This is a genomic window from Bradyrhizobium sp. C9 (assembly GCF_002532045.1).
In the GTDB taxonomy this organism is placed as follows: Bacteria; Pseudomonadota; Alphaproteobacteria; order Rhizobiales; family Xanthobacteraceae; genus Bradyrhizobium.
Map to the genome: position 1 here is coordinate 62,354 of NZ_NWTG01000012.1, position 19,401 is coordinate 81,754.

The 19,401-nt window shown below is 65.2% G+C and carries 17 protein-coding genes and 1 pseudogene; 13 read left to right on the forward strand and 5 right to left on the reverse strand.

Translation table 11 applies throughout. The features are described 5' to 3' along the window. Positions 1-118: 118 nt before the first annotated feature. From CO675_RS23145 to CO675_RS23165, 6 genes and pseudogenes are all read left to right on the forward strand, one after another. Entirely contained in the window at positions 119-2,065 is a 1,947-nt protein-coding gene (locus CO675_RS23145; protein ID WP_097674164.1) for a cyclic nucleotide-binding and patatin-like phospholipase domain-containing protein, read from the forward strand. Positions 2,066-2,124: 59 nt separating this feature from the next. Beyond that, the gene (locus CO675_RS23150) at positions 2,125-3,264 is read left to right on the forward strand and encodes an amidohydrolase/deacetylase family metallohydrolase (protein WP_097674290.1); all 1,140 of its coding nucleotides are present in this window, start codon (positions 2,125-2,127) and stop codon (positions 3,262-3,264) included. Positions 3,265-3,390: 126 nt separating this feature from the next. After that, positions 3,391-4,245: an SDR family NAD(P)-dependent oxidoreductase gene (locus CO675_RS23155; RefSeq protein ID WP_245452871.1), complete on the forward strand. Its 855-nt coding sequence runs from the start codon at positions 3,391-3,393 to the stop codon at positions 4,243-4,245. A gap of 32 nt (positions 4,246-4,277) precedes the next feature. Further along, positions 4,278-4,499: pseudogene (locus CO675_RS23160) on the forward strand (amidohydrolase/deacetylase family metallohydrolase); the annotation flags it as partial. Between the two features lie 522 nt (positions 4,500-5,021). Continuing rightward, positions 5,022-5,177, forward strand: coding sequence for a hypothetical protein (locus CO675_RS41075; RefSeq protein ID WP_198964709.1), 156 nt, complete (start codon positions 5,022-5,024; stop codon positions 5,175-5,177). Positions 5,178-5,519: 342 nt separating this feature from the next. Further along, a complete protein-coding gene (locus CO675_RS23165) occupies positions 5,520-7,529 on the forward strand; it encodes an SPFH domain-containing protein (protein WP_097674165.1) in 2,010 nt (669 codons plus the stop codon). A gap of 257 nt (positions 7,530-7,786) precedes the next feature. On the opposite strand, the gene CO675_RS23170 is transcribed toward CO675_RS23165, so the two are convergent. Next, positions 7,787-9,397 carry an ABC transporter substrate-binding protein gene (locus CO675_RS23170; protein ID WP_097674166.1) on the reverse strand — a complete coding sequence of 537 codons (1,611 nt, stop codon included), beginning with the start codon at positions 9,395-9,397 and terminating at the stop codon, positions 7,787-7,789. 367 nt (positions 9,398-9,764) lie between these two features. Here CO675_RS23170 and CO675_RS23175 point away from each other — a divergent pair, with 367 nt between their 5' ends. From CO675_RS23175 to coaA, 4 genes are all read left to right on the forward strand, one after another. Further along, the gene (locus tag CO675_RS23175; RefSeq protein WP_097674292.1) at positions 9,765-10,625 is read left to right on the forward strand and encodes an FAD binding domain-containing protein; all 861 of its coding nucleotides are present in this window, start codon (positions 9,765-9,767) and stop codon (positions 10,623-10,625) included. A gap of 4 nt (positions 10,626-10,629) precedes the next feature. Then, the gene (locus tag CO675_RS23180; protein ID WP_097674167.1) at positions 10,630-11,112 is read left to right on the forward strand and encodes a (2Fe-2S)-binding protein; all 483 of its coding nucleotides are present in this window, start codon (positions 10,630-10,632) and stop codon (positions 11,110-11,112) included. Continuing rightward, positions 11,109-13,367 (forward strand): xanthine dehydrogenase family protein molybdopterin-binding subunit, encoded by a 2,259-nt coding sequence (locus CO675_RS23185; protein ID WP_097674168.1) that lies wholly within the window; start codon positions 11,109-11,111, stop codon positions 13,365-13,367. Before CO675_RS23180 ends, CO675_RS23185 begins: the two co-directional genes overlap by 4 nt. A gap of 140 nt (positions 13,368-13,507) precedes the next feature. After that, the gene (gene coaA, locus CO675_RS23190) at positions 13,508-14,440 is read left to right on the forward strand and encodes a type I pantothenate kinase (RefSeq protein ID WP_097674169.1); all 933 of its coding nucleotides are present in this window, start codon (positions 13,508-13,510) and stop codon (positions 14,438-14,440) included. A gap of 95 nt (positions 14,441-14,535) precedes the next feature. Here the strand turns inward: coaA and CO675_RS23195 are convergent, their stop codons facing one another. After that, entirely contained in the window at positions 14,536-15,480 is a 945-nt protein-coding gene (locus tag CO675_RS23195) for an ornithine cyclodeaminase family protein (RefSeq protein ID WP_097674170.1), read from the reverse strand. Positions 15,481-15,650: 170 nt separating this feature from the next. Between CO675_RS23195 and CO675_RS23200 the strand changes: the two genes are divergently transcribed. Together CO675_RS23200 and CO675_RS23205 are read left to right on the forward strand one after the other, a co-directional pair. Beyond that, positions 15,651-16,391, forward strand: coding sequence for a bestrophin-like domain (locus CO675_RS23200; RefSeq protein ID WP_097674171.1), 741 nt, complete (start codon positions 15,651-15,653; stop codon positions 16,389-16,391). A gap of 145 nt (positions 16,392-16,536) precedes the next feature. Beyond that, positions 16,537-16,923 (forward strand): COG4315 family predicted lipoprotein, encoded by a 387-nt coding sequence (locus CO675_RS23205; protein ID WP_198964710.1) that lies wholly within the window; start codon positions 16,537-16,539, stop codon positions 16,921-16,923. An 83-nt stretch (positions 16,924-17,006) separates the two neighbouring features. Here the strand turns inward: CO675_RS23205 and CO675_RS23210 are convergent, their stop codons facing one another. Together CO675_RS23210 and CO675_RS23215 are read right to left on the reverse strand one after the other, a co-directional pair. After that, a complete protein-coding gene (locus CO675_RS23210) occupies positions 17,007-17,342 on the reverse strand; it encodes a hypothetical protein (protein WP_245452872.1) in 336 nt (111 codons plus the stop codon). Positions 17,343-17,534: 192 nt separating this feature from the next. Then, positions 17,535-18,116: an HdeD family acid-resistance protein gene (locus CO675_RS23215; protein ID WP_050625594.1), complete on the reverse strand. Its 582-nt coding sequence runs from the start codon at positions 18,114-18,116 to the stop codon at positions 17,535-17,537. A gap of 240 nt (positions 18,117-18,356) precedes the next feature. Between CO675_RS23215 and CO675_RS23220 the strand changes: the two genes are divergently transcribed. Then, positions 18,357-18,578, forward strand: coding sequence for a dodecin (locus tag CO675_RS23220; RefSeq protein ID WP_097674294.1), 222 nt, complete (start codon positions 18,357-18,359; stop codon positions 18,576-18,578). 250 nt (positions 18,579-18,828) lie between these two features. On the opposite strand, the gene CO675_RS23225 is transcribed toward CO675_RS23220, so the two are convergent. Continuing rightward, a complete protein-coding gene (locus CO675_RS23225) occupies positions 18,829-19,389 on the reverse strand; it encodes a GNAT family N-acetyltransferase (protein WP_097674173.1) in 561 nt (186 codons plus the stop codon). Positions 19,390-19,401 lie beyond the last annotated feature (12 nt).

A 19,401-nucleotide genomic window follows, 5' to 3' on the forward strand; every position in this document is an offset into this window, starting at 1 on the left:
GGAAATGGAAGCAGGGCTATTCCTGTTGCAGTGCTCCCAAGCAATGCCGCCCGGGGCGCCGCCGGGGATGGCCGTGATATCGCTCGCCGGGACCGCGGTGCGGCGCTAACATCCGCCCATGCAATCGAACCGTGTGCCGCCGAGCGCAACGTTTGCGTGGGGAAACCTGTCCGAGGACTTCGCGCTGTTCCGTACGCTCAGCGCCGAGCAGCGGCTGATCGCCTTTGGTGCGATGACCCGGCGCGACCTGGTGCGTGGCGAACTGCTGGTTGAGCAGGGCGGCGCCTCGGACGCATTGTTCCTGGTGCTGCATGGCGCGCTCGCCGTGCAGCGGATCGATCATCCCGAGCCGATTGCGGAGCTTCGCGCCGGCGAGCTGGTCGGTGAGATCGGCTTCTTCGCCAACATCCCGCGCACGGCCAACGTGATCGCGATCCGCGATTCCAGCGTGCTGGTGCTGACGCGGGCGGCCTATGCGCGGCTTGTGCAGGAAGCGCCCGGCATCGTCGAGGCGCTGCTTGCCGCGCTCGCACAGCGCTTTGCCATCCAGACCGCGCGGCTGTTGCCGTCCCGGGCGTCACCGAAGGCGCGCACCGTCGCGCTGATTTCGGGCGGACGGGAGCCGGTGCCGCCTGCCTTTGAACGGAGGCTGCGCGAAGGCCTTGCCGCAGCAGGCGCCGAGATCGTCGATCTCGCGCGCCTGCAAGCGATGTTTCCCGGCCGCGCGCTGGATTCATCCGAGGTCGCCGACTGGCTCAACCGAATCGAATATGACGCGCCGCTGGTGGCCTATTTCGGTGGCGCTGAAGCATCGGAATGGGCGCGCAAGACCATTCGCCAGGCCGATCTCGTGGTGTTCGCCTGCCGCGGTGATGCTCCGCCGCCGGTTCTTACCGAGATCGAGAGCTTCGCCTGCGCCGTGCATCCGGCGTCGGCGCGGCGCCTGGTGCGTGTTCACGATATCAGGCAACACGAGGTCAGCGGCACCGCGGCGTGGCTGGCGCGGCTGCCTTGCTTCATGCATCACCAGGTCGCGCTCGAGGACCAGATCGATATCGAGAGCCTGGTGCGCTTCCTGTGCGGCCGCGCGGTCGGGTTCGTCGCGGGCGGCGGCGGCAGCCTCGGCACCGCGCATGTCGGCGTCTACAAGGCGTTTCGCGAGCGCGGCGCGATGTTCGACATCTTTGTCGGCACCAGCGTCGGTTCGGCGATGGCGGCCGGCTTTGCCAAGAATTACGACGCCGAGCATCTCGAGCGCGGCACCCATGAGATCTTCGTCTCCAGCCGCAGCTTCCGCCGCCCGACCTGGCCGCGTTACGCGCTGCTCGACCACAAGGCGTTCGATCGGGCGCTTGCCGATCAATACGGCCACACCTGCCGGATCGAGGATTGCTGGCGGCCGTTCGCGGCGGTCGCGACCAACCTGTCGACGCACAGTCTCGAATTGATCAGGACCGGTCTGCTCTGGCAGGCGGTGCGGGCATCCAGCGCGATCCCCGGCCTGCTGCCGCCGTTCTACACCAAAGACGGCTCGATGCTGGTCGACGGATGCCTCGTCGACAACGTTCCGCTGGCGCAGATGCACCAGATGAAGAGCGGGCCGAACCTGGTGGTGCATTTCGGCGAGCCGGCGACCGAGATGTTCGACGTCGACTATGCCGCGCTGCCGGGAAGGTTCGAGCTGCTCGCGTCGCTGCTGATGCCGTTCCGGCGGAAAGCGCTACCGGCCGCGCCGAGCGCCGTCAACGTGTTGTGGCGAAGCCTGGTCGCGCATCAGCGCTACGATACGCTGCCGACCACGCCGCTCGACTTCGTGATGCGCCCGCCGACGCCTGACGGCGTCGACGTGACCGATTTCGACCGTCATCAGGAAATCTTCGAATCCTCGTACCGCTGGGCGCAAGAGACCATTGCCGCCTCGGAGGTGGCGCATCATCCGGCCGTTGCAGCGATCGTCGCGTCGGCCAAGGCGACGGACACGGGTGCGGAGTTGGCCGCGAACAACAGCGCGGATCAGACGACGGCGGTGACCGCACCCATTTCCCATCAGGCCCGCGTCGGCTGAACGTCTTGCAGGCGGCGCCGAACTCGATCATCGTGCCGGCCGAAAATCCGGAGATGACGATGCCTTTCGATTTGATTCTGCGCGGCGGACGGGTGATCGACCCGTCGCAAAAACTCGATGCGGTGACCGATGTCGCCTTTGCCAGCGGCAAGGTCGCGGCGGTCGGCCGGGAGCTGAAGGCCGACCCGGCAACGGAGGTCCGCGACGTCTCGGGGCTGATCGTCTCGCCGGGGATCATCGACCTGCACACCCATGTCTATTGGGGCGGCACCTCGCTCGGCATCGACGCGGAGGAATTCTGCCGGACGTCCGGCGTCACCACCTCGGTCGACACCGGCAGCGCCGGCCCTGGCAACTTCGCGGGGTTCCGCAAGCATGTGATCGAGCCGAGCCAGGTCCGCATCCTCGCCTATCTACATGTCTCGCACGCCGGCATCTTCGGCTTCTCCGACCGCGTGATGGTCGGCGAGAGCGAGGAACTGCGGCTGATGAATCCGGTCGATGCCGCGCGCGTTGCGGACGAGAACCGCGACCTTATCGTCGGCATCAAGGTGCGGGTCGGCCTGTTCGCCTCGGGCACCTCGGGACTGGTGCCGCTCGAGATCGCGCTCGAGGTTGCCGAGCAGGTCGGCATGCCCCTGATGGCGCATATCGACCATCCGCCGCCGAGCTACGAGGAGGTGCTGGCGCGTTTGCGCCCGGGCGATGTGCTGACCCATGCGTTCCGTCCGTTCCCCAACACGCCCGCGACCGCGCAGGGCACGGTGAAGAAGGTGGTGCTGGAGGCGCGCGAGCGCGGCGTGCTGTTCGACATCGGCCATGGCAAGGGCTCGTTCGCCTTCAAGACTGCGCGCGCGATGCTCGCCAACGGCTTCTATCCCGATACCATCTCCTCCGACATCCATCAGCTCTGCATCGAGGGCCCCGCGTTCGACCAGGTGACGACGATGTCGAAATTCCTCTGCATGGGGATGTCGCTGCCGGACGTGATCGCCGCGTCCACCGTCAACGCCGCGATGGCGCTGCGTCGGCCAGAGCTCGGCAGCCTCAAGCCGGGCAGCGTCGGCGACGCCACGCTGCTCACGATCAGGGAAGGGCAGTTCGACTATGTCGACGTGGTCGGCGAACACCTGACCGGCGATCGCAAGATCGCATCCGAAGGCGTCGTGATCGGCGGGCGCTGGTGGCATCCGAGATAGACATCCCGCACACTTCCCAATCGCTTGAAAGTGCGGTGATATGGCGTCCGGAGACGCTTGGATCTTTGACATTGGAGGTTTGACACCTGGCGCCTTGGGGCGAGGGTGTCGGCTTGCACGAGGAGAATGCGCGTGAAGGAACTCGCTGGAAAGACCGCGTTCGTGACCGGTGCGGCGTCGGGCATTGGATTGGGCATCGCGACCGCTCTCGCCCAGGCGGGGGTGAAAGTCATGCTGTGCGATATCGAAGACGCGGCGCTGTCCGCGGCGCTCGAGCAACTGAGGCGCACCAACGTCGATGTCGACGGCGTGAAAGCCGACGTCTCGCTCAAGGCCGAACTCGCGGCGGCCGCCGAAGCCACGACGGCCCGCTACGGCAAGGTCCATATCCTCGTCAACAACGCGGGCGTCGGCGGCGGTGGGCCCTATGGTACCTGGACCGACGCGTCGTGGAATTGGACCCTGGGCGTCAATCTGATGGCGACCATTTGGGGGATCGAGATTTTCGGGCCGTTGATCGAGCAGCATGGCGAGGGTGGACACATCGTCTCCACAGCCTCGCTCGCGGGCCTTATTTCAGGAGGGAGCACTGCATACAACGTTTCAAAGTATGGCGTGGTCGCGCTGTCTGAAGGCCTGCGGCCTGAACTCGCGCCGCGCGGGATTGGCGTATCGGTGCTGTGTCCCGGGTTCATCCGCACTCAAATCGTGAATTCGGGGCGCAACTTGCCCAAGCGCTTCGAGGGGGCGGTCCGTGCCATGCCGACTTCGGGCCCGATTGCCGAGCGGATCAACCTGGTGCGCGAACGCGTCTCTCAGGGCATCGATCCGATGTATGTCGGTGAACTCGTCCGCGAAGGCGTCGAAAACGACTGGCCATACATCTTCACCGACCTCGAATTTGAGCCGATGGTCGACGCACGCTTCGCCGCAATCAAGCAAGGCTTCGACCACATCCGCGGGCGCAACCCGAAACGTTGAGTGCGCAGGGTACGGTGAAGAAGGTGGTGTCACTACCCGACGTGATCGCCGCGTCCACTGTCAATGCCGCGATGGCGTTGCGCCGGCCGGAACTCGGCAGCCTCAAGCCGGGCAGCGTCGGCGACGCCACGCTGATTTCGATCAGGGAAGGGCAGTTCGATTATGTTGACGTGGTCGGCGAGCACCTGACCGGCGATCGCAAGATCGCGTCCGAAGGCGTCGTGATCGGCGGACGCTGGTGGCATCCGAGATAGGGCGGCTACTCACGCATCCGGAGTGCGCGGCATGATGATCTACCGCGCGGATTGCCACCCTCGCGACGTGATCCAGATCATCAGTTGTCGTGCCGCCGCTTCGCCAGCCCACGTACTTTCCCCGAACGTAGTCGCCCGGATAGCGCGCCCGACCAAAACCAGGCAAAAGGCAGACACATTTCATCTCCAAGACATTACTTAAGCCCACCCGGCGGCCGCTTAGAGGCCGCCGGGTTTTTGCTTTTCCTATCAACTGCATCGAATTGTAACCACGCGAACCGGTGGATCGATGCTGGCCTTGAACCTGTATGGGTGCAGCTGCCTTACGTACTTTCCCCGAACGTAGTCGACCGGAATAGCGTTCCCGACAAAAGCCGGGCAGAAGGGAAACGCTAGAGGAAGCAGACCAAGCGCAGATGGACCAATATGGACGCGATGCCAGCGGTCGTCCCGGCTCAAGCAGCGCACGCCTACTGCACCGCCGGACGTCCAGGGATCGCGGGTTCTTCGAGGAACACCGACATGATCATCAACATTCAGAAGCTTAATGGCCTTTGGCATCTCATCGTCGGGTCGTGCAAAATCCAAACTCCGTTCCTGGAGACTCAGGAGCGAGCGCGCGTCGTCGCGTACGCCCGACGAGTCTACCCCGGCGCCAAGATTTTTGAACGCGACTGACTCCAACCGCTACGCCACAGCTCGCGCCGTTGCGATCTCGCATGTGCACCAACCGGTGATAAGACCGAACCTGATCACCAAGAGGACAGATGTCGTGTGGTTCGCGTTCAACCATCGTGTAAGATCTGCCTGCTGCGAATGATGCGCAGTCGCAGCAAATTGCTCGCGTCGGTCGATGTCGCGCGACCGGTTCGCCGGTTCATGCTGTCATCAAAAAAAGATCGGCAGCGCGAATAATGTTCACGCCTTGCGCCGCCAAGGCCGCACCACATCTCCGCACCGCAATTCTTGGGTGAGGTTTGGGCTCCCAAACCGCCCAGTTGCGAATTGTGGAGATGGGCTATGGACTTCCTCGGTTTTCTTAATGGTTCAGGTTTAACCCAGCCTGCCATTTGGATCGCTGCAGCGGTCGCATGCGTGATCCTGCTGCGCATATCGAACGTATTTCGCTACATTCCCAACAATCAGGTCGGCATCGTCGAGAAGCTGTGGGCGATCAAGGGTTCGATCGACGGCGGCTTCATCGCGCTGAATGGCGAAGCCGGCTATGAGCCTGAGGTGCTGCGCGGCGGCCTGCACGTGATGTTTCCCTTCATGTACCGCATCCACCGCTCGGACCTCGTGACCGTCGGCCAGGGCAAGATCGCCTATGTGTTCGCGCGCGACGGTGCGGCGCTGGAGGCTTCGCAGGTGCTCGGCGCCAACGACACCGAAGACAAGTCGGACTTCCAGGACGCACGCCGCTTCCTGCTCGGCGGCGGCCAGAAGGGGCCGCAGCGCAAGATCCTGCGCGAAGGCACCTATGCGATCAACACCACGCAGTTCGCCGTCATCACCGACGAGCGCGTCTACGGGCACGCGCTGAGCGAGCGCGAGCGCGGCGTGCTCGAGAGCATGCAGCTCACCATCACCGAGCGCTGGGGCTTTGCACCGGTCGTGCTGGCGGCCGATCACGATCTGGTCGGCATCGTCACCGTGCATGACGGCCCGTCGCTGCCTCCGGGCGAGATCATCGCGCCCGAAGTCGGCATCGAGCTGCGCGACGCGGCGACCTTCCACAACAACTTCCAGGAGCCCGAGAAATTCCTGCATGCCGGCGGCTATCGCGGCCGCCAGCTCCAGGTCATCGTCGAGGGCACCTGGTACATCAACCGCCTGTTCGCGACCGTCGAGGCGGTGCCGAAGACGGTGATCCCGGTCGGCAATGTCGGCGTCGTCATCTTCTACACCGGCCCGCGCACCGATGACGTCTCGGGCGAGCAGTATCGCCATGGCGAACTGGTGCTCAACGGCGGCCGCGGCGTCTGGAAGGACCCGCTGTTGCCCGGCAAGTACGCCTTCAACACCTATGCCGGCAAGATCGAGGTGATCCCGACCGTCAACTTCATCCTGAAATGGATGCGCGGCGAGGTCGGTTCGATGAAGCTCGACGAGAACCTGTCGGAGATCTCGCTGATCACCAAGGACGCGTTCGAGCCGACGCTGCCGCTCTCGGTGGTGATGCATATCGACTACAAGAAGGCGCCGATGATCATCCAGCGCTTCGGCGACGTGAAGAAGCTGGTCGAGCAGACGCTCGACCCGATGGTCAGCGCGTTCTTCAAGAACATCGCGCAGAAGATGACGCTGATCGAGCTGTTGCAGAACCGCGCCGCGATCCAGGAGGAATCGGCACGCGTGATGAAGGCGAAGTTCGAGGGCTATTCGCTCGACCTCCAGGAGGTGTTGATCGGCACGCCGCGCGCGGCCGTGAACGACCACACCATCGAGAACATCCTGATCCAGCTCCGCTCGCGCCAGATCGCGCGCGAGCAGATCGAGACCTATCAGGAGCAGGAGAAGGCCGCGGTGCAGGAGCGCGCGCTGAACGAAGCCAAGGCGACGGCGGCGGCACAGTCGGCGCTGACGCAGTCGCTGATCCAGGTCAAGGTCAACGAGAACGAGGGCGCGGCTGCGCTGGCCCGCGCGCAGAAGGATGCCGAGACGAGGAAAGTGACCGCAGCCGCGGTCGGCGAGCAGTCGCGGCTGGAAGGCCAGGGCGAGGCCGACCGGGTGCTGGCGGTCGGTACCGCCAACGCGCAGGCGACCAAGCTGTCGGTCGATGCCTATGGCGGGCCGGAATACCGGCTTGCCGAGCAGAACTTCGCCAAATTCGCCGATGCGCTGACGCGGATCAACCAGCCGCTGGTGCCGCAATTCCTGATGTCGGGCGGGCAAGGGCAGGCGGGCAACAGCGCGGGCCTGATCCCGACCGCGATGCTGAGCTCGATGTTCGGGCAGATGATGCCCGGCGCATTGGAGAAGCTGAAGGACGAGGCACCAAAGGCCGCGCGCCGGACCAACGGCCAGTGAGGCGGCGATACTTAAGGCGAAGTCGAATGGCAGGGAAGTGCGCTCCCTCTCCCGCTTGCGGGGAGGGAGGCATTTGCGCGAATTCGGAATATTAGAAGTGTATTGGTGATTTGCCCGACGTGTCAAGATGCCTGGCGGTACGGCGGCGGCCGTCGGCTACTTTGCATGGGGTTGTTTTCGATATTTTGGCAGCGCGCAGCGGGCGTGCTGCGGCCAACCAAACGATGACCTGCGGCGCAAAGATCGCGTCGCCGATCCTATTCCGTCTTGTCGACGTTCCAGAACACCGGCGGCGCCGGGCCCTCCAGCACGCCGGTGAGTGACTTGCGCCAGGCGCTCGGCAGGCGGAACTGGCCGAGCGGGACATAGATCACCTGCTCGTAGGCTTGCTTCTGGATCTCCACCGCGAGCTTCTTCTGGTCCTCAGGGGAGGTGGCGCGCGCGTAGGCGTCGCGCATCTGCTCGAGCTTGGCGTCCTCGGGCCAGCCGAACCAGGCCCGCTTGCCGTTGGCGGCGATCTGGTTGTTGACGATCGGGTTCATCACCTCGGTCGCACCGGTGAAGGTGAAGAACAGGTTCCAGCCGCCTTCCTTGGGCGGCTTCTGGCTGGCGCGGCGGCTCACCACGGTCTGCCAGTCGGTCACCTGTGCATCGACGTTGAAGCCGGCCGCGCGCAACAGCTGCGCCGCGACGGTCGGCGGTCCCTTCAGCGTCTGCACGTCGCCGGGGATCATGATCACGACCGGCGTGCCGTCATAGCCCGAGGCGGCCAGCGCCTTCTTCGCCTCGGCCATGCCGTTGCCCTTGATCAGCGTCTCCGCGCCGGCGTCGCTGGCGAGCGGCGTGTCGCAGGCGAAGTAGGAGCCGCAGATCTCGTAGTACTTTGAGTTGCCGACGGTGGCGTCGAGCACGTCCTTCTGGTTCATCGCCAGGAATGCGGCGCGGCGGATCTTGGGATTGTCGAACGGCGGGTGCAGGAAGTTCATCCGGCCCTCGATCTGGAAGCCGAACTTGTTCAGCACGCCCACGGTGAGATCGGAATTGGCTTCGAGCACCGGCACCAGGTCGATCGAGGGCTGTTCCAGGAAATCGATATCGCCGGATTGCAGCGCGTTGATCGCGGTCTGCGCGTCGGGCATCGTGATCCATTCGACGCGATCGACCTTCGCGACCTTGCCGCCGGACAGCCAATCCGGCTTTTCCTTGCGCGGCACGTAGTCGGCGTTGCGCTCATAGACCGCCTTCACGCCCGGCTGGAATTCTGCGGCGACGAATTTGAACGGCCCGCTGCCGATCTGCTCGGCGATCTGTTTGCCCGGCGGCGTCTCCGCGAGCCGCTTCGGCATCATGAAGGCGACATAGGAGGAGGGCTTTGCCAGCGACTCCAGCACCAGGCCGTACGGCTCCTTGAGCTTGAGCACGATCGTCTTCGGTCCGCCGGCTTCGAGCGAGGCGGTAAATTCTGCCAGCTTCTGCGCCATGCCGTCGACGACGGTCCAGCGCTTCAGCGAGGCGATGCAATCCTCCGCCGTGACCGGCGCGCCGTCATGCCATTTCAGGCCGTCGCGCAGCGTGAAGGTGTAGGTGAGCTTGTCGTCCGAGATCGTCCAGTCCGCCATCTGCGGCCGGACCTTGAAGCTTGAATCGATGCCGAGCAGCGTGTCGTAGACCATGTAGCCATGGTCGCGGGTGATGTAGGCGGTGGTGAAACCGGGATCGATGATGCGCAGGTCCGAATGCATCACCGCCGATATGGTCTTGCCCTTGCCGGCGGCGATGGCGCGCGATGAGAGGATAGCCGGGGCTGCGATCGCCGGCGGCAGGCTGGCCGCGAGCTTGAGGAGCATTCTGCGCGAAACATCGACCATTCGCCGTCCCCCGATTTTGTCGTTGCGCCGGCACGTAGGCCGCAGCGAGCCGCATGCTTCACCAATCCGTGACGCAAAGCAAGCAAGGGCCGTGCCGCCAATCTCGGAATATCGGTGGGGGGCTTCGCGTGGACCGGCGACGTGAATGTTCGATCACCGCAACCACGCCGCGCGCCGCGGCAGGCACCACGCAAGCGCGCATCCTGCATGGGAGCCTGCGCTTCCTGCCGCATCTCGCAGGCTGTTCGGACCCCGATCCGCCGTGTAGGCTTGTGGTCTGCCGGCCGGCAATAAGGCCATATCGCCCAAGGGAACAAGCAGCGCGAACAAGCAGCCGAGGGAGACCAGAAGAACCGTCATGACCGATATCCGATACGTAGCACCGCGCACGCTTGATGAAGCGATTGGCGCATTTGCTGCCGCCGGGAGTGCCGCCCGCATTATGGCAGGGGGTACCGACTTATTGGTGCAAATGCGCTCCGGCCTGGTGCGGCCGGGACTGATCGTCGACATCAAGAAGATCGGCGAGATGACTGAGATTACCGAGGCCGCCGATGGCGGTTTCCGCGTCGGCGCCGCCGTCTCCGGCATGGAGCTTGCCGACCACCCGCGCTTCGGCAGGGTGTGGCCCGGCGTGCTCGAGGCCGTGAACCTGATCGGCTCCAAGCAGGTGCAGGGCCGTGCCTCCGCCGGCGGCAATCTCTGCAATGGCTCGCCGGCCGGCGACAGCGTGCCGGCGATGATCGCGGCCGGCGCTATCGTCACCGTGCAGGGCCCGAACGGACGCCGCGAGCTCAAGGTCGAGGATGTGCCGGCCGGACCGGGCCGTACCAACCTCAAGCCGGGCGAGATTCTCGTCAGTTTTGCGCTCCCGCCGCGGCCCAAGGGCTCAGGCGATGCTTACTTGCGGATGATCCCGCGCACCGAGATGGACATCGCGGTGGTCGGCATCGGCGTCAGTCTGACGTTGAAGGACGGCGTCTGTACCGCGGCCCGCGTCGGCCTCGGCGCGGTGGCGCCGACCGCGTTGCTGGTCGCGCCGGCTGCGCAGGCGTTGATCGGCTCGAAGCTCGACGAGGCCGCGCTCGGGGCGGCGGCTGCGGCATGCCGTGCCGCCTGCCGTCCGATCGACGACAAGCGCGGCACCATTGCCTACAGGATAAAAACCGCCGGCGTGTTGCTCAAGCGCACCGCCGCGATCGCCGCCCAGCGCGCGGGAGGACACTAGCACCATGGCGAAACTGCACGTCACCACCTCCGTCAACGGCGAGCCGGTCGAATTCCTGTGCGAGCCGTATGAGACCATGCTCGACGCCTTGCGCGGACAGTTGGGACTCACCGGCTCCAAGGAAGGCTGCGCCTCCGGCGATTGCGGCGCCTGCTCGATCACGCTCGACGGCCGGCTGGTCTGCTCCTGCCTGATGCTCGCGGCGGAGGCCGAGGGCCATGAGATCCGCACCATCGAGGGCATGGCCAAGGGCGGCGAGCTGCATCCCTTGCAGCAGAAATTCCTCGAGCATGCCGCGCTCCAGTGCGGCATCTGCACCTCGGGCATGCTGGTGGCGTCCGAGGCGCTGCTCGCGAAGAACTCAAATCCCACCGAAGAGGAAGTCCGCTTTTGGCTCGCCGGCAATCTCTGCCGGTGCACCGGTTACGACAAGATCGTCCGTGCGGTGATGGAGACCGCGGCTGAAATGCGGGAGATGCGGCCATGAACGTCGTCAACAACAAATGGATCGGCCAGCGCACCATCAGGCCCGATGGCGTCGACAAGGTGACCGGCCGCGCGGCGTTCGCGGCCGACACCACGATGCCCGGCATGATCTGGGGCAAGGTGCTGCGCAGCCCGCATCCGCATGCCCGCATCAAGTCGATCAACACCGCGAGGGCCGAGGCGCTGCCCGGCGTGAAGGCGGTGGTGACCTCGCGTGACATCGTCGACTTCAGAGTAGAGAAGGGCGCGGTGATGCTCGGCATCCAGGACATGCGCTGGATGTGCCGCAACGTGATGGCGCGCGACAAGGCGCTGTTCCCCGGCCACCCCGTCGCCGCCGTCGCCGCGACCACGGAGGCGATCGCCGCGGAAGCCTGCAAGCTGATCGAGGTGGACTACGAGGTGCTGCCCTGGGCGATCGAGATCGACGATGCGCTCAAGCCCGACGCGCCGATCCTGCACGAGTTCAACAAATTCGACGGCAAGCCCTCGAACATCATGGGCCGTATCGAATCCAAGAAGGGCGATATCGCGCAAGGCTTCAAGGCCGCCGATGTCGTGATCGAGCGCTCCTTCACCACGCGCCCGGTGCACCAGGGCTATATCGAGCCGCACGCCTGCCTGATCTCGGTCGCGGCCGACGGCAAGACCACGATCTGGTCGTCGAGCCAGGGCCAGTTCATGGTGCGCGCGATGACCTCGATGCTGACGGGCATCCCGCAGAGCGACATCCGCGCCATCCCCGCCGAGATCGGCGGCGGTTTCGGCGGCAAGACCATCGTCTATCTGGAACCGCTTGCGACCTTGCTTGCCAAGAAATCCGGTCGCCCGGTCAAGATGGTGATGACCCGCGAGGAGGTAATGCGCGCCACCGGGCCGACCTCGGGCTCCAAGAGCACGGTGAAAATCGGCGCCAAGAAGGACGGCACCATCGTTGCTGCCCACGGCAGCTTCTATCTGCAGGCCGGCGCCTTCCCGGGTTCGCCGATCCGCGGCGCGGTCGGATGCAGTTTTGCGCCCTACGACATTCCGCATGTGCTGTCGGAAGGCTTTGACGTCTGCTCCAACCGCTCCAAGGTCGCGGCCTATCGCGCGCCTGGCGCGCCGATCGGCGCCTATGCGGTGGAATGCGTGCTCGATGAATTGGCCGAAGCGCTGAAGATCGATCCGCTCGCGCTGCGGTTGAAGAACGCGGCCAAGGAAGGCACCAAGGCCGCGCACGGACCGGTGTTTCCGCGCATCGGTTATATCGAGACGCTGGAGGCCGCCAAGAACCACCCGCACTATGCCGCGCCGCTCGGCAAACATCAGGGCAGGGGTGTCGCCTCCGGCTTCTGGTTCAACGCCGGCGGTGAATCCTCCGCGCAGGTCAACATCACCGAGGACGGCAATGTCGTCGTCACGACGGGGCACCCTGATATCGGCGGCTCGCGCGCCGGCATCGCCAACATCTGCGCCGAGCTGCTTGGCATCGACTACAAGCGTATCTCCGTGATCATCGGCGACACCCAGACCGTCGGCTTCTCCAACCTCACCGGCGGCAGCCGCGTGCTGTTCGCCTCCTCGATGGTGGTGACACAGGCGGCCGACAAGGTGATCGCCACCTTGCGCGAGCGCGCCGCGAAGATCTGGGAGATCGACCCTGAAGCGGTGAAGTGGGAGAACGGCGCCGCGCATCCCGTCAGTCCGAACGCCGGTCAGTTCGAACCCTTGACGCTCGCGGACCTGGCCGAGAAGGCGCCGTCGCAGGGTGGCCCGATCGGCGCCAGCGTGCAGCTCAACACCCAAGGTGCCGAGGGCGGTTTCGGTACGCACATCTGCGACGTCGAGGTCGATGTCGATCTCGGCATCGTGCGCGTGATCCGCTACACCGCCGTGCAGGATGTCGGCCGCGCCGTGCATCCGAGCTATGTCGAGGGTCAGCTGCAGGGCGGCGTCGCGCAGGGTATCGGCTGGGCGCTGAACGAGGAGTACATCTACAACAAGGATGGCAAGGTCGATAATCCGGGTTTCCTCGATTACCGGATGCCGGTTTGCTCCGACCTGCCGATGCTTGACTGCGCGCTGGTCGAGGTGCCGAACCCGAAGCATCCGCAGGGCGTCAAGGGCGTCGGCGAGGTGCCGCTGGTGCCTGTCATGGCCGCAGTCGCCAACGCCGTGAACAACGCGCTCGGCAAACGCTTCTACAGCCTGCCGATGTCGCCACCGAAGGTCTCGGCGGCGCTCGATGCGCCAACGCAGCAGGCCGCGGAGTAGGGAGTCGTCGGCGGGTTAGGCGTAAGCCGTAACCCGCCATCGCTTCCTCGTATCGGGCTGCGGCGGGTTACGCTTCGCTAACCCGCCCTACGGTTTCTGTACCATTGAAGTGGCAGTCACCGCCTCGGCAAGATCGGAGAATGACCCACCCCGACGAGCTGTCCGCCTACATGATGTTCGGCCGCGACGACTGGGCGGCATTGCGCTCCAGCACGTCGCTGACGCTGTCGGATGCCGATCTCGCGGCGCTTCGCGGCTTGAACGGGCCGATCACGTCTGCCGAAGTCAGCGACGTGTATCTGCCGCTGACGCGCCTGTTGAACCTGCATTTCTCGGCGGCGCGCAATCTGATGCAGGTCAAGGCGGAGTTTCTCGGCCGGCCGGCCCGCCCTTCGCCCTATATTGTCGCGTTGGCCGGGAGCGTCGGCGTCGGCAAGAGCACCTTTGCCCGTGTGCTGTGTGCGCTGCTGGCCGGCTGGGCCGATCACCTGCGCGTCGAGCTGGTGACGACCGACGGCTTCCTTCATGCCAACGGCGTTCTTGAAGAGCGCGGCCTGATGCGCCGCAAGGGCTTTCCCGAGAGCTACGATCTGCCGCGGATGCTGCGGTTTCTTGCGGCCGCAAAGGCAGGTGAAGGTGAGCTCGATCTGCCGGTCTATTCGCACCTGATCGGCGATATCGTGCCGTCGGAACGGCAGGTCATCCAGCAGCCGGACATCCTGGTGTTCGAGGGCCTCAACGTGCTGCTGGCACGCGGCACCGCGCCCGTGGTGGTCTCGGATTTCTTCGACTTCTCGATCTACCTCGATGCCGATGAGGCCGACATCCAGTCCTGGTATGTCGAGCGCTTCCTCAGGCTGCAGCCGACCGCGTTCCGGAATCCTGCCTCCTATTTCCACCATTACAGGGACCTGCCACCCGGCGACGCGCGCGAGGTCGCGGAGCGGCTGTGGCGCGAGCATCATCGCGCCAACCTCCGGGAGAACATCCTGCCGACGCGGACGCGGGCTGACGTCGTGCTGCGCAAGCGCTCCGACCATTCGATCGGCGAGGTCTGGCTGCGGGAGACGTAGAAAAATGTAGGGCGGATTAGCCGAAGGCGTAACCCGCCGTCTCTCCATGCGCTGCGCCGCGGCGGATTACGCTTCGCTAACCCGCCCTACGGACCTCACCCTAGCTCCTTCCCCAGCTGCGCAAGCACCGTCTCGCAGGTCATCAGATCCAGATGCCCGCCGCCGGCGTTCTTGAAGAAGGTGATGTCGCTATCCGACAAGCGGCCCTTCACCTTGCCGCCGGCGAGGTCGTAGTGATCGCCGAGCACATCGCTCTCCTTGATCGCGCCGCTCGCGATCGGGGCCAGGATGTCGCCGACGCCGTCGAAGGCGGATTCGCGGCGATCGACGAAGATGCGCGCGCGCCGCGCCGCCTCGTCGTCGGACTCGCGGGTCTCGGGGGTGAAGCCGCCGACCAGGTCGAGATGGGTGCCGGGCTTCAGGTTGGCGCCCTTGACCAACGGCTCACGCGAGCGGGTGCAGGTGGTGATGATGTCGGCCTCGCGCGTCGCGGCATCGAGATCGTTGACGACATCGGCAGCGATGCCGTCGCCCTCCAGCAGCGTCGCGAGCTCCTGCGCGCGCTCGACCGTCCGGTTCCAGATCCGCACCCGCTTCAGAGACGGCCGCACCGTGCGGTGGCCGCGCACCAGCCAGTGCGCCATCTCGCCGGCGCCGACCACCAGCAGCGTCTCGGCATCCGGCCGCGCCAGATGCTTGGCGCCGAGCGCGGAGTCCGCGGCGGTCTTCCAATGGGTGATTTCGGCGGCGTCCATCACCGCCAGCGGCCGCCCGTCATTGCCGTCGAACAGCACGCAGACCGCCTGTACGGCCGGCAGCTTGCCGTGCGCGAGGTTGCCCGGGAAGCTGGTGTACAGCTTGGTCATCATGAAGCGGCCGGCATCGACCGCGCTGCGCGTCACCAGCTGCTGGCCCCTGTCGTCGCCGAGATAGCTGTCGTGCACCGCGATCTTCGGACGCCGGTGCGCCGCCTCGATCGCCTCGATCAGGATCGGAAAGGTCAGGACGCGGTTGACCTCGTGGTCGTCGACAATATGCACGTGTTGCTCTCCCAAGGCCCCCTTGCATGGCGCCCTTGAGCGCCTCCCGGCGCGTGCCAAGGCCGCTCCGGACTGGATAGCGCGTGGGGAGGGCCAGTCAACCGGGCATGCGCCGCCGCGCGGCACTTGCTATCCTGCGCACCTGATTCTCTCGCAGGTCCTTGCAAGCCGTGGTTGCAGTCGTCGTCGCCATCCTGATCTTCATGCTGCTCGGCGGCGCCGCGCTTGCGACCATGGCGATCCATGGCCGGCTGGGGGAGCATCACCGCAGCGACGAGACCAATACCTCGGTACGCCTGGTTGCGACCCTGTTCGTCACCATGCCGTCGCTGCTGCTCGGCCTGATGATGAACAATTCGGCCAACACCTATGCGGCGGTCGACCGCAACCTGCACGTCTTCGCGACCGACCTCATCCTGCTCGACCGCAGCCTGCGGCCGCTCGGCCCCAGCGCCGACGAGCCGCGCAAGCGGCTGCTCGCCTATGTCGAGCAGGCGCTCAAGGATGCCCCGATCTCGCGCGCGAACGAGGTGTCCGAACATTTGCTCGACGAGGTCGGCAACAGTCTCCGCGAGCTCAAGTTCAACGACGAGCAGAAGATCGCGCTGTGGAACGACGCCCGCTCGGTCTATCGGCAAGCGGTGCAGCAGCGCTGGACCTTTGTCGAGCAGTCCGACGGTTCGTTCCCGTCACCGCTGATCTGCATCCTGGTCGGCTGGCTGACGCTGATGTTCGCGACGCTCGGCTTTCGCGCGCCGCGCAATGCGGTGGTGGTCTCGACCTACATCGCCGCGGCGGCGTTGATCGCGGCCGCGATCTATCTGATCCTCGAAATGAGCACGCCGTTCTCCGGCCCGATCCAGCTTTCCGACCGCCCGCTGGTGCGCGCGGCCGAGGAGATCAGGCGGTAGCTGCCGGTATCGGCACGCGCTCTCGGCTTTATTCCCCTCACATCAGCCGCTCGGCCGGAAATTGTTTCCGCATCGCCGGCGGAATAGTGCAGGCCTTCGCGCGTCCTTACGCATGCAAGTCGTTTGCATTCGAAAGGGAGACATCATGAAGACAAAGCTCGCACTCACGCTCGCCACCGCCGCTTCGTTCGCACTCGCGTCTGCCGCCTTTGCCGCGCCGCCGACCAAGACCGGCACCACGGCGAAGGGTTCCGTCCTGACCGATGCCAAGGGCATGACGCTCTACACGTTCGACAAGGACACCGACGGCAAGTCGGCCTGCAACGGCCCCTGTGCGACCAACTGGCCGGTGCTGAAGGCGGACGTCGGCGACAAGGCCGAAGGCGGCTACACCATCATCTCGCGCGACGACGGCTCGAAGCAGTGGGCCTACAAAGGCAAGCCGCTTTATACCTTCGCCAAGGACCAGAAGGCCGGCGACATCACCGGTGACGGCTTTCTCAATGGCGCCTGGCACCTCGCGCAGCCCTGAGGTGTTGCAAGGAGCAGAGCAGGGCGGGTTGGCGCAAGCCTAACCCGCCATCTCTCCGCGCACGAGGTTTTCGGCGGATCATGCTAGCGGCCGCCGCCACCACCGCCTCCTCCGCCATCACCTCCGCCTGCGCTCAGCAGGCTTTGATTGTAGCGCGGATCGGACTGTTTCATGTAGGCCGGGGAGATGTCGCGGTTGCGCGCGCGACCTGGATCGGCTTGGGGACCAGACTGCCCGCATCCCTCCGTGAGGAGGAAGAAACTGCAGGGCGGAACGACACGCGGCTGAAATGCATGGGCTGCCGTGGTCGTCAGCGCCGTCGTGGCGACGGTGGTGGCCAGCACGGCGGCTGCCGCCAACGCGGTGGTGCTCGCGACGGTAAACAACGTCGCAGACGATAATCTCGATCGCATCGACATAGGAAATTCCATCCTTCGGTTCGGCGAAACCGGAATGGCCCGCTCGCCAAATTGGACGGGGCCTGATGGAAGTGGGTTCGAGCGGGAAGCCGCGATTTGGCGATGTGGACACGACAACGTGAAGGCGCAAGGGGGCGCGCCTTCCGCGGGAGGCTCAGCCTTCGCCGACAGGTTCGCCTGCGCCTGGCGCGCTCAAGTGCGCTGCTTCAGCGCCATGCCCATGCTGATCCAGCTGACGCCGGCGCAGATCAGGTCGACGCTGAGGAAGATGCCGAGCACATAGAGGCTAGACACCGGCCAGCGCGCTAGGATCATGGCCCCGAGCACCAGCGTGATCAGCCCGGAGATCGCGACCATTCCCCACGGCGCCGCCGAGTTCATGCCGAACGCCAGGAAGATGCGGACGATGCCGGAGACCACGAGGGCAATGCCGAGGAACAGCGTCAGCGTTGCAGCGGCGAGCAGAGGGTTCTCGAAGGTGATGAAGCCCGCGACGACATAGAGCGCGCCGAGCAGCAGCCAGAACAGGAACTTGCCCCACGTCTTGAACTGGAATGCATTGATGATCTCGGCAACGCCGGCGACGATCATCATGGCGCCGACGAACAGCACGCTGACGACGGTGGCGAAGAACACGCTGCCGAAGGCGAGCACGCCTGCGATCAGGTAGATCACGCCAAGGGCGACGATCCAGCCCCACTTCGCGCGAAGGTTGGCAAGCCCGGATCCGAGGCTGTGAGGAGGTGTGGCGGGTGAGCTGGACGCTGTCGACATCGTATCGCTCCCGAATACTTGGTCAAACCATGCTACCATAGGTCATGGCGCGGACAAGGGCAGGCGCCCGGCTGGCACCAAGTGCATGCTGGCACCAAAGGCGCCGCAACACGTTGATTCAAGTCAACCGGTGTGTTGCCGCGCAGCATTCGTCGTTTGACGACAGCCCGTACCGGACGACGGACTGTCCGGATCGGAGTGCAAAATGTCCGGATCGCGCATCCATCCCAGGAGGTCGACATGCCCACCACGCACGACAAGGACCACGTCTACAAGATCCTCGAACTGGTCGGATCATCGGACAAGAGCATCGAGGCGGCGATCGAGAACGCCGTCAGCCGCGCGTCGAAGACGATCCGGGAAATGAAATGGTTCGAGGTGGTGCAGACCCGGGGCCATATCGAAGACGGCAAGGTTCGCCACTACCAGGTGGCGCTGCGGGTCGGGTTTACGCTGGAGTAGGGCGGCCTCACATCGTCACCCACTGCAACTGTCGTCGCCCGGCTCGACCGGGCGATGACACCGAATTTGCTCGAGATCGCGCTTCATCTTCGATGTCGTCCTGGCGAAAGCCAGGACCCATTACCCCAGATCTCAGTTGTTGTGCGGCGCTGGGGCCGCTGTCCCGTTCATCACCGAATGCGGTGGTTATGGGTCCTGGCTTTCGCCAGGACGACGAATGGAGGGAGCCGCGTAGCTCCCCATCCCCCCATCACCGCCGCGACAGCGGCGCGGGCGGCGGTGGGGCGGTCGAGCCGGCGGCGAGCGAGCGTTGCACCATCACGGTGTCGGACCAGCGGCCGTAGCGATAGGCGACGCCAGGCAAATGGCCGACGCGTTTGAAGCCGAACCGTTCGTGCAGCGCCAGCGACGCGGCATTGTCGCTGTCGATGTAGCCAATCATCTGGCGGAAGCCGGACGCGGCGCAGGTGTCGACCAGTTCCTGCAACAGCCGGCCGCCGACGCCCTTGCCGGTGAAGCGGTGGTGAATATAGATCGAATGCTTCACCGTGTAGCGATAGGCCGGGCGCTTGCGGAACTGGACCACATAGGCGTAGCCGACCACCTCGCCGTCGCACAGCGCGACCAGATGCGGCAGGCGGGTGTTGCGCAGATTCTTGCGGCGGTCGCGCAGGTCGTCAGGCTCCGGCGTGCCGCTGTCGTCGACGCTCTCCTCGATGCCGTGGCGGATGTGATAGCGGTAGATCGACAGCATCGCATCGACGTCGCTGTCGCGCGAGGAGCGGACGGTGATCTTGTGATCATTCTCCATTGCGTTGCGTCC

Bases quoted from the DNA above. Each gene is read 5' to 3' on its own strand.
- CO675_RS23180 (WP_097674167.1), top strand. From the start codon at position 10,630: ATGGCGAAACTGCACGTCACCACCTCCGTCAACGGCGAGCCGGTCGAA.
- CO675_RS23225 (WP_097674173.1), bottom strand. From the start codon at position 19,389: ATGGAGAATGATCACAAGATCACCGTCCGCTCCTCGCGCGACAGCGAC.
- CO675_RS23205 (WP_198964710.1), top strand. From the start codon at position 16,537: ATGAAGACAAAGCTCGCACTCACGCTCGCCACCGCCGCTTCGTTCGCA.
- coaA (WP_097674169.1), top strand. From the start codon at position 13,508: ATGACCCACCCCGACGAGCTGTCCGCCTACATGATGTTCGGCCGCGAC.
- CO675_RS23155 (WP_245452871.1), top strand. From the start codon at position 3,391: ATGCGCGTGAAGGAACTCGCTGGAAAGACCGCGTTCGTGACCGGTGCG.
- CO675_RS23150 (WP_097674290.1), top strand. From the start codon at position 2,125: ATGCCTTTCGATTTGATTCTGCGCGGCGGACGGGTGATCGACCCGTCG.
- CO675_RS23165 (WP_097674165.1), top strand. From the start codon at position 5,520: ATGGACTTCCTCGGTTTTCTTAATGGTTCAGGTTTAACCCAGCCTGCC.
- CO675_RS23170 (WP_097674166.1), bottom strand. From the start codon at position 9,397: ATGGTCGATGTTTCGCGCAGAATGCTCCTCAAGCTCGCGGCCAGCCTG.
- CO675_RS23215 (WP_050625594.1), bottom strand. From the start codon at position 18,116: ATGTCGACAGCGTCCAGCTCACCCGCCACACCTCCTCACAGCCTCGGA.
- CO675_RS23210 (WP_245452872.1), bottom strand. From the start codon at position 17,342: ATGTCGATGCGATCGAGATTATCGTCTGCGACGTTGTTTACCGTCGCG.
- CO675_RS23185 (WP_097674168.1), top strand. From the start codon at position 11,109: ATGAACGTCGTCAACAACAAATGGATCGGCCAGCGCACCATCAGGCCC.
- CO675_RS23220 (WP_097674294.1), top strand. From the start codon at position 18,357: ATGCCCACCACGCACGACAAGGACCACGTCTACAAGATCCTCGAACTG.
- CO675_RS23145 (WP_097674164.1), top strand. From the start codon at position 119: ATGCAATCGAACCGTGTGCCGCCGAGCGCAACGTTTGCGTGGGGAAAC.
- CO675_RS41075 (WP_198964709.1), top strand. From the start codon at position 5,022: ATGATCATCAACATTCAGAAGCTTAATGGCCTTTGGCATCTCATCGTC.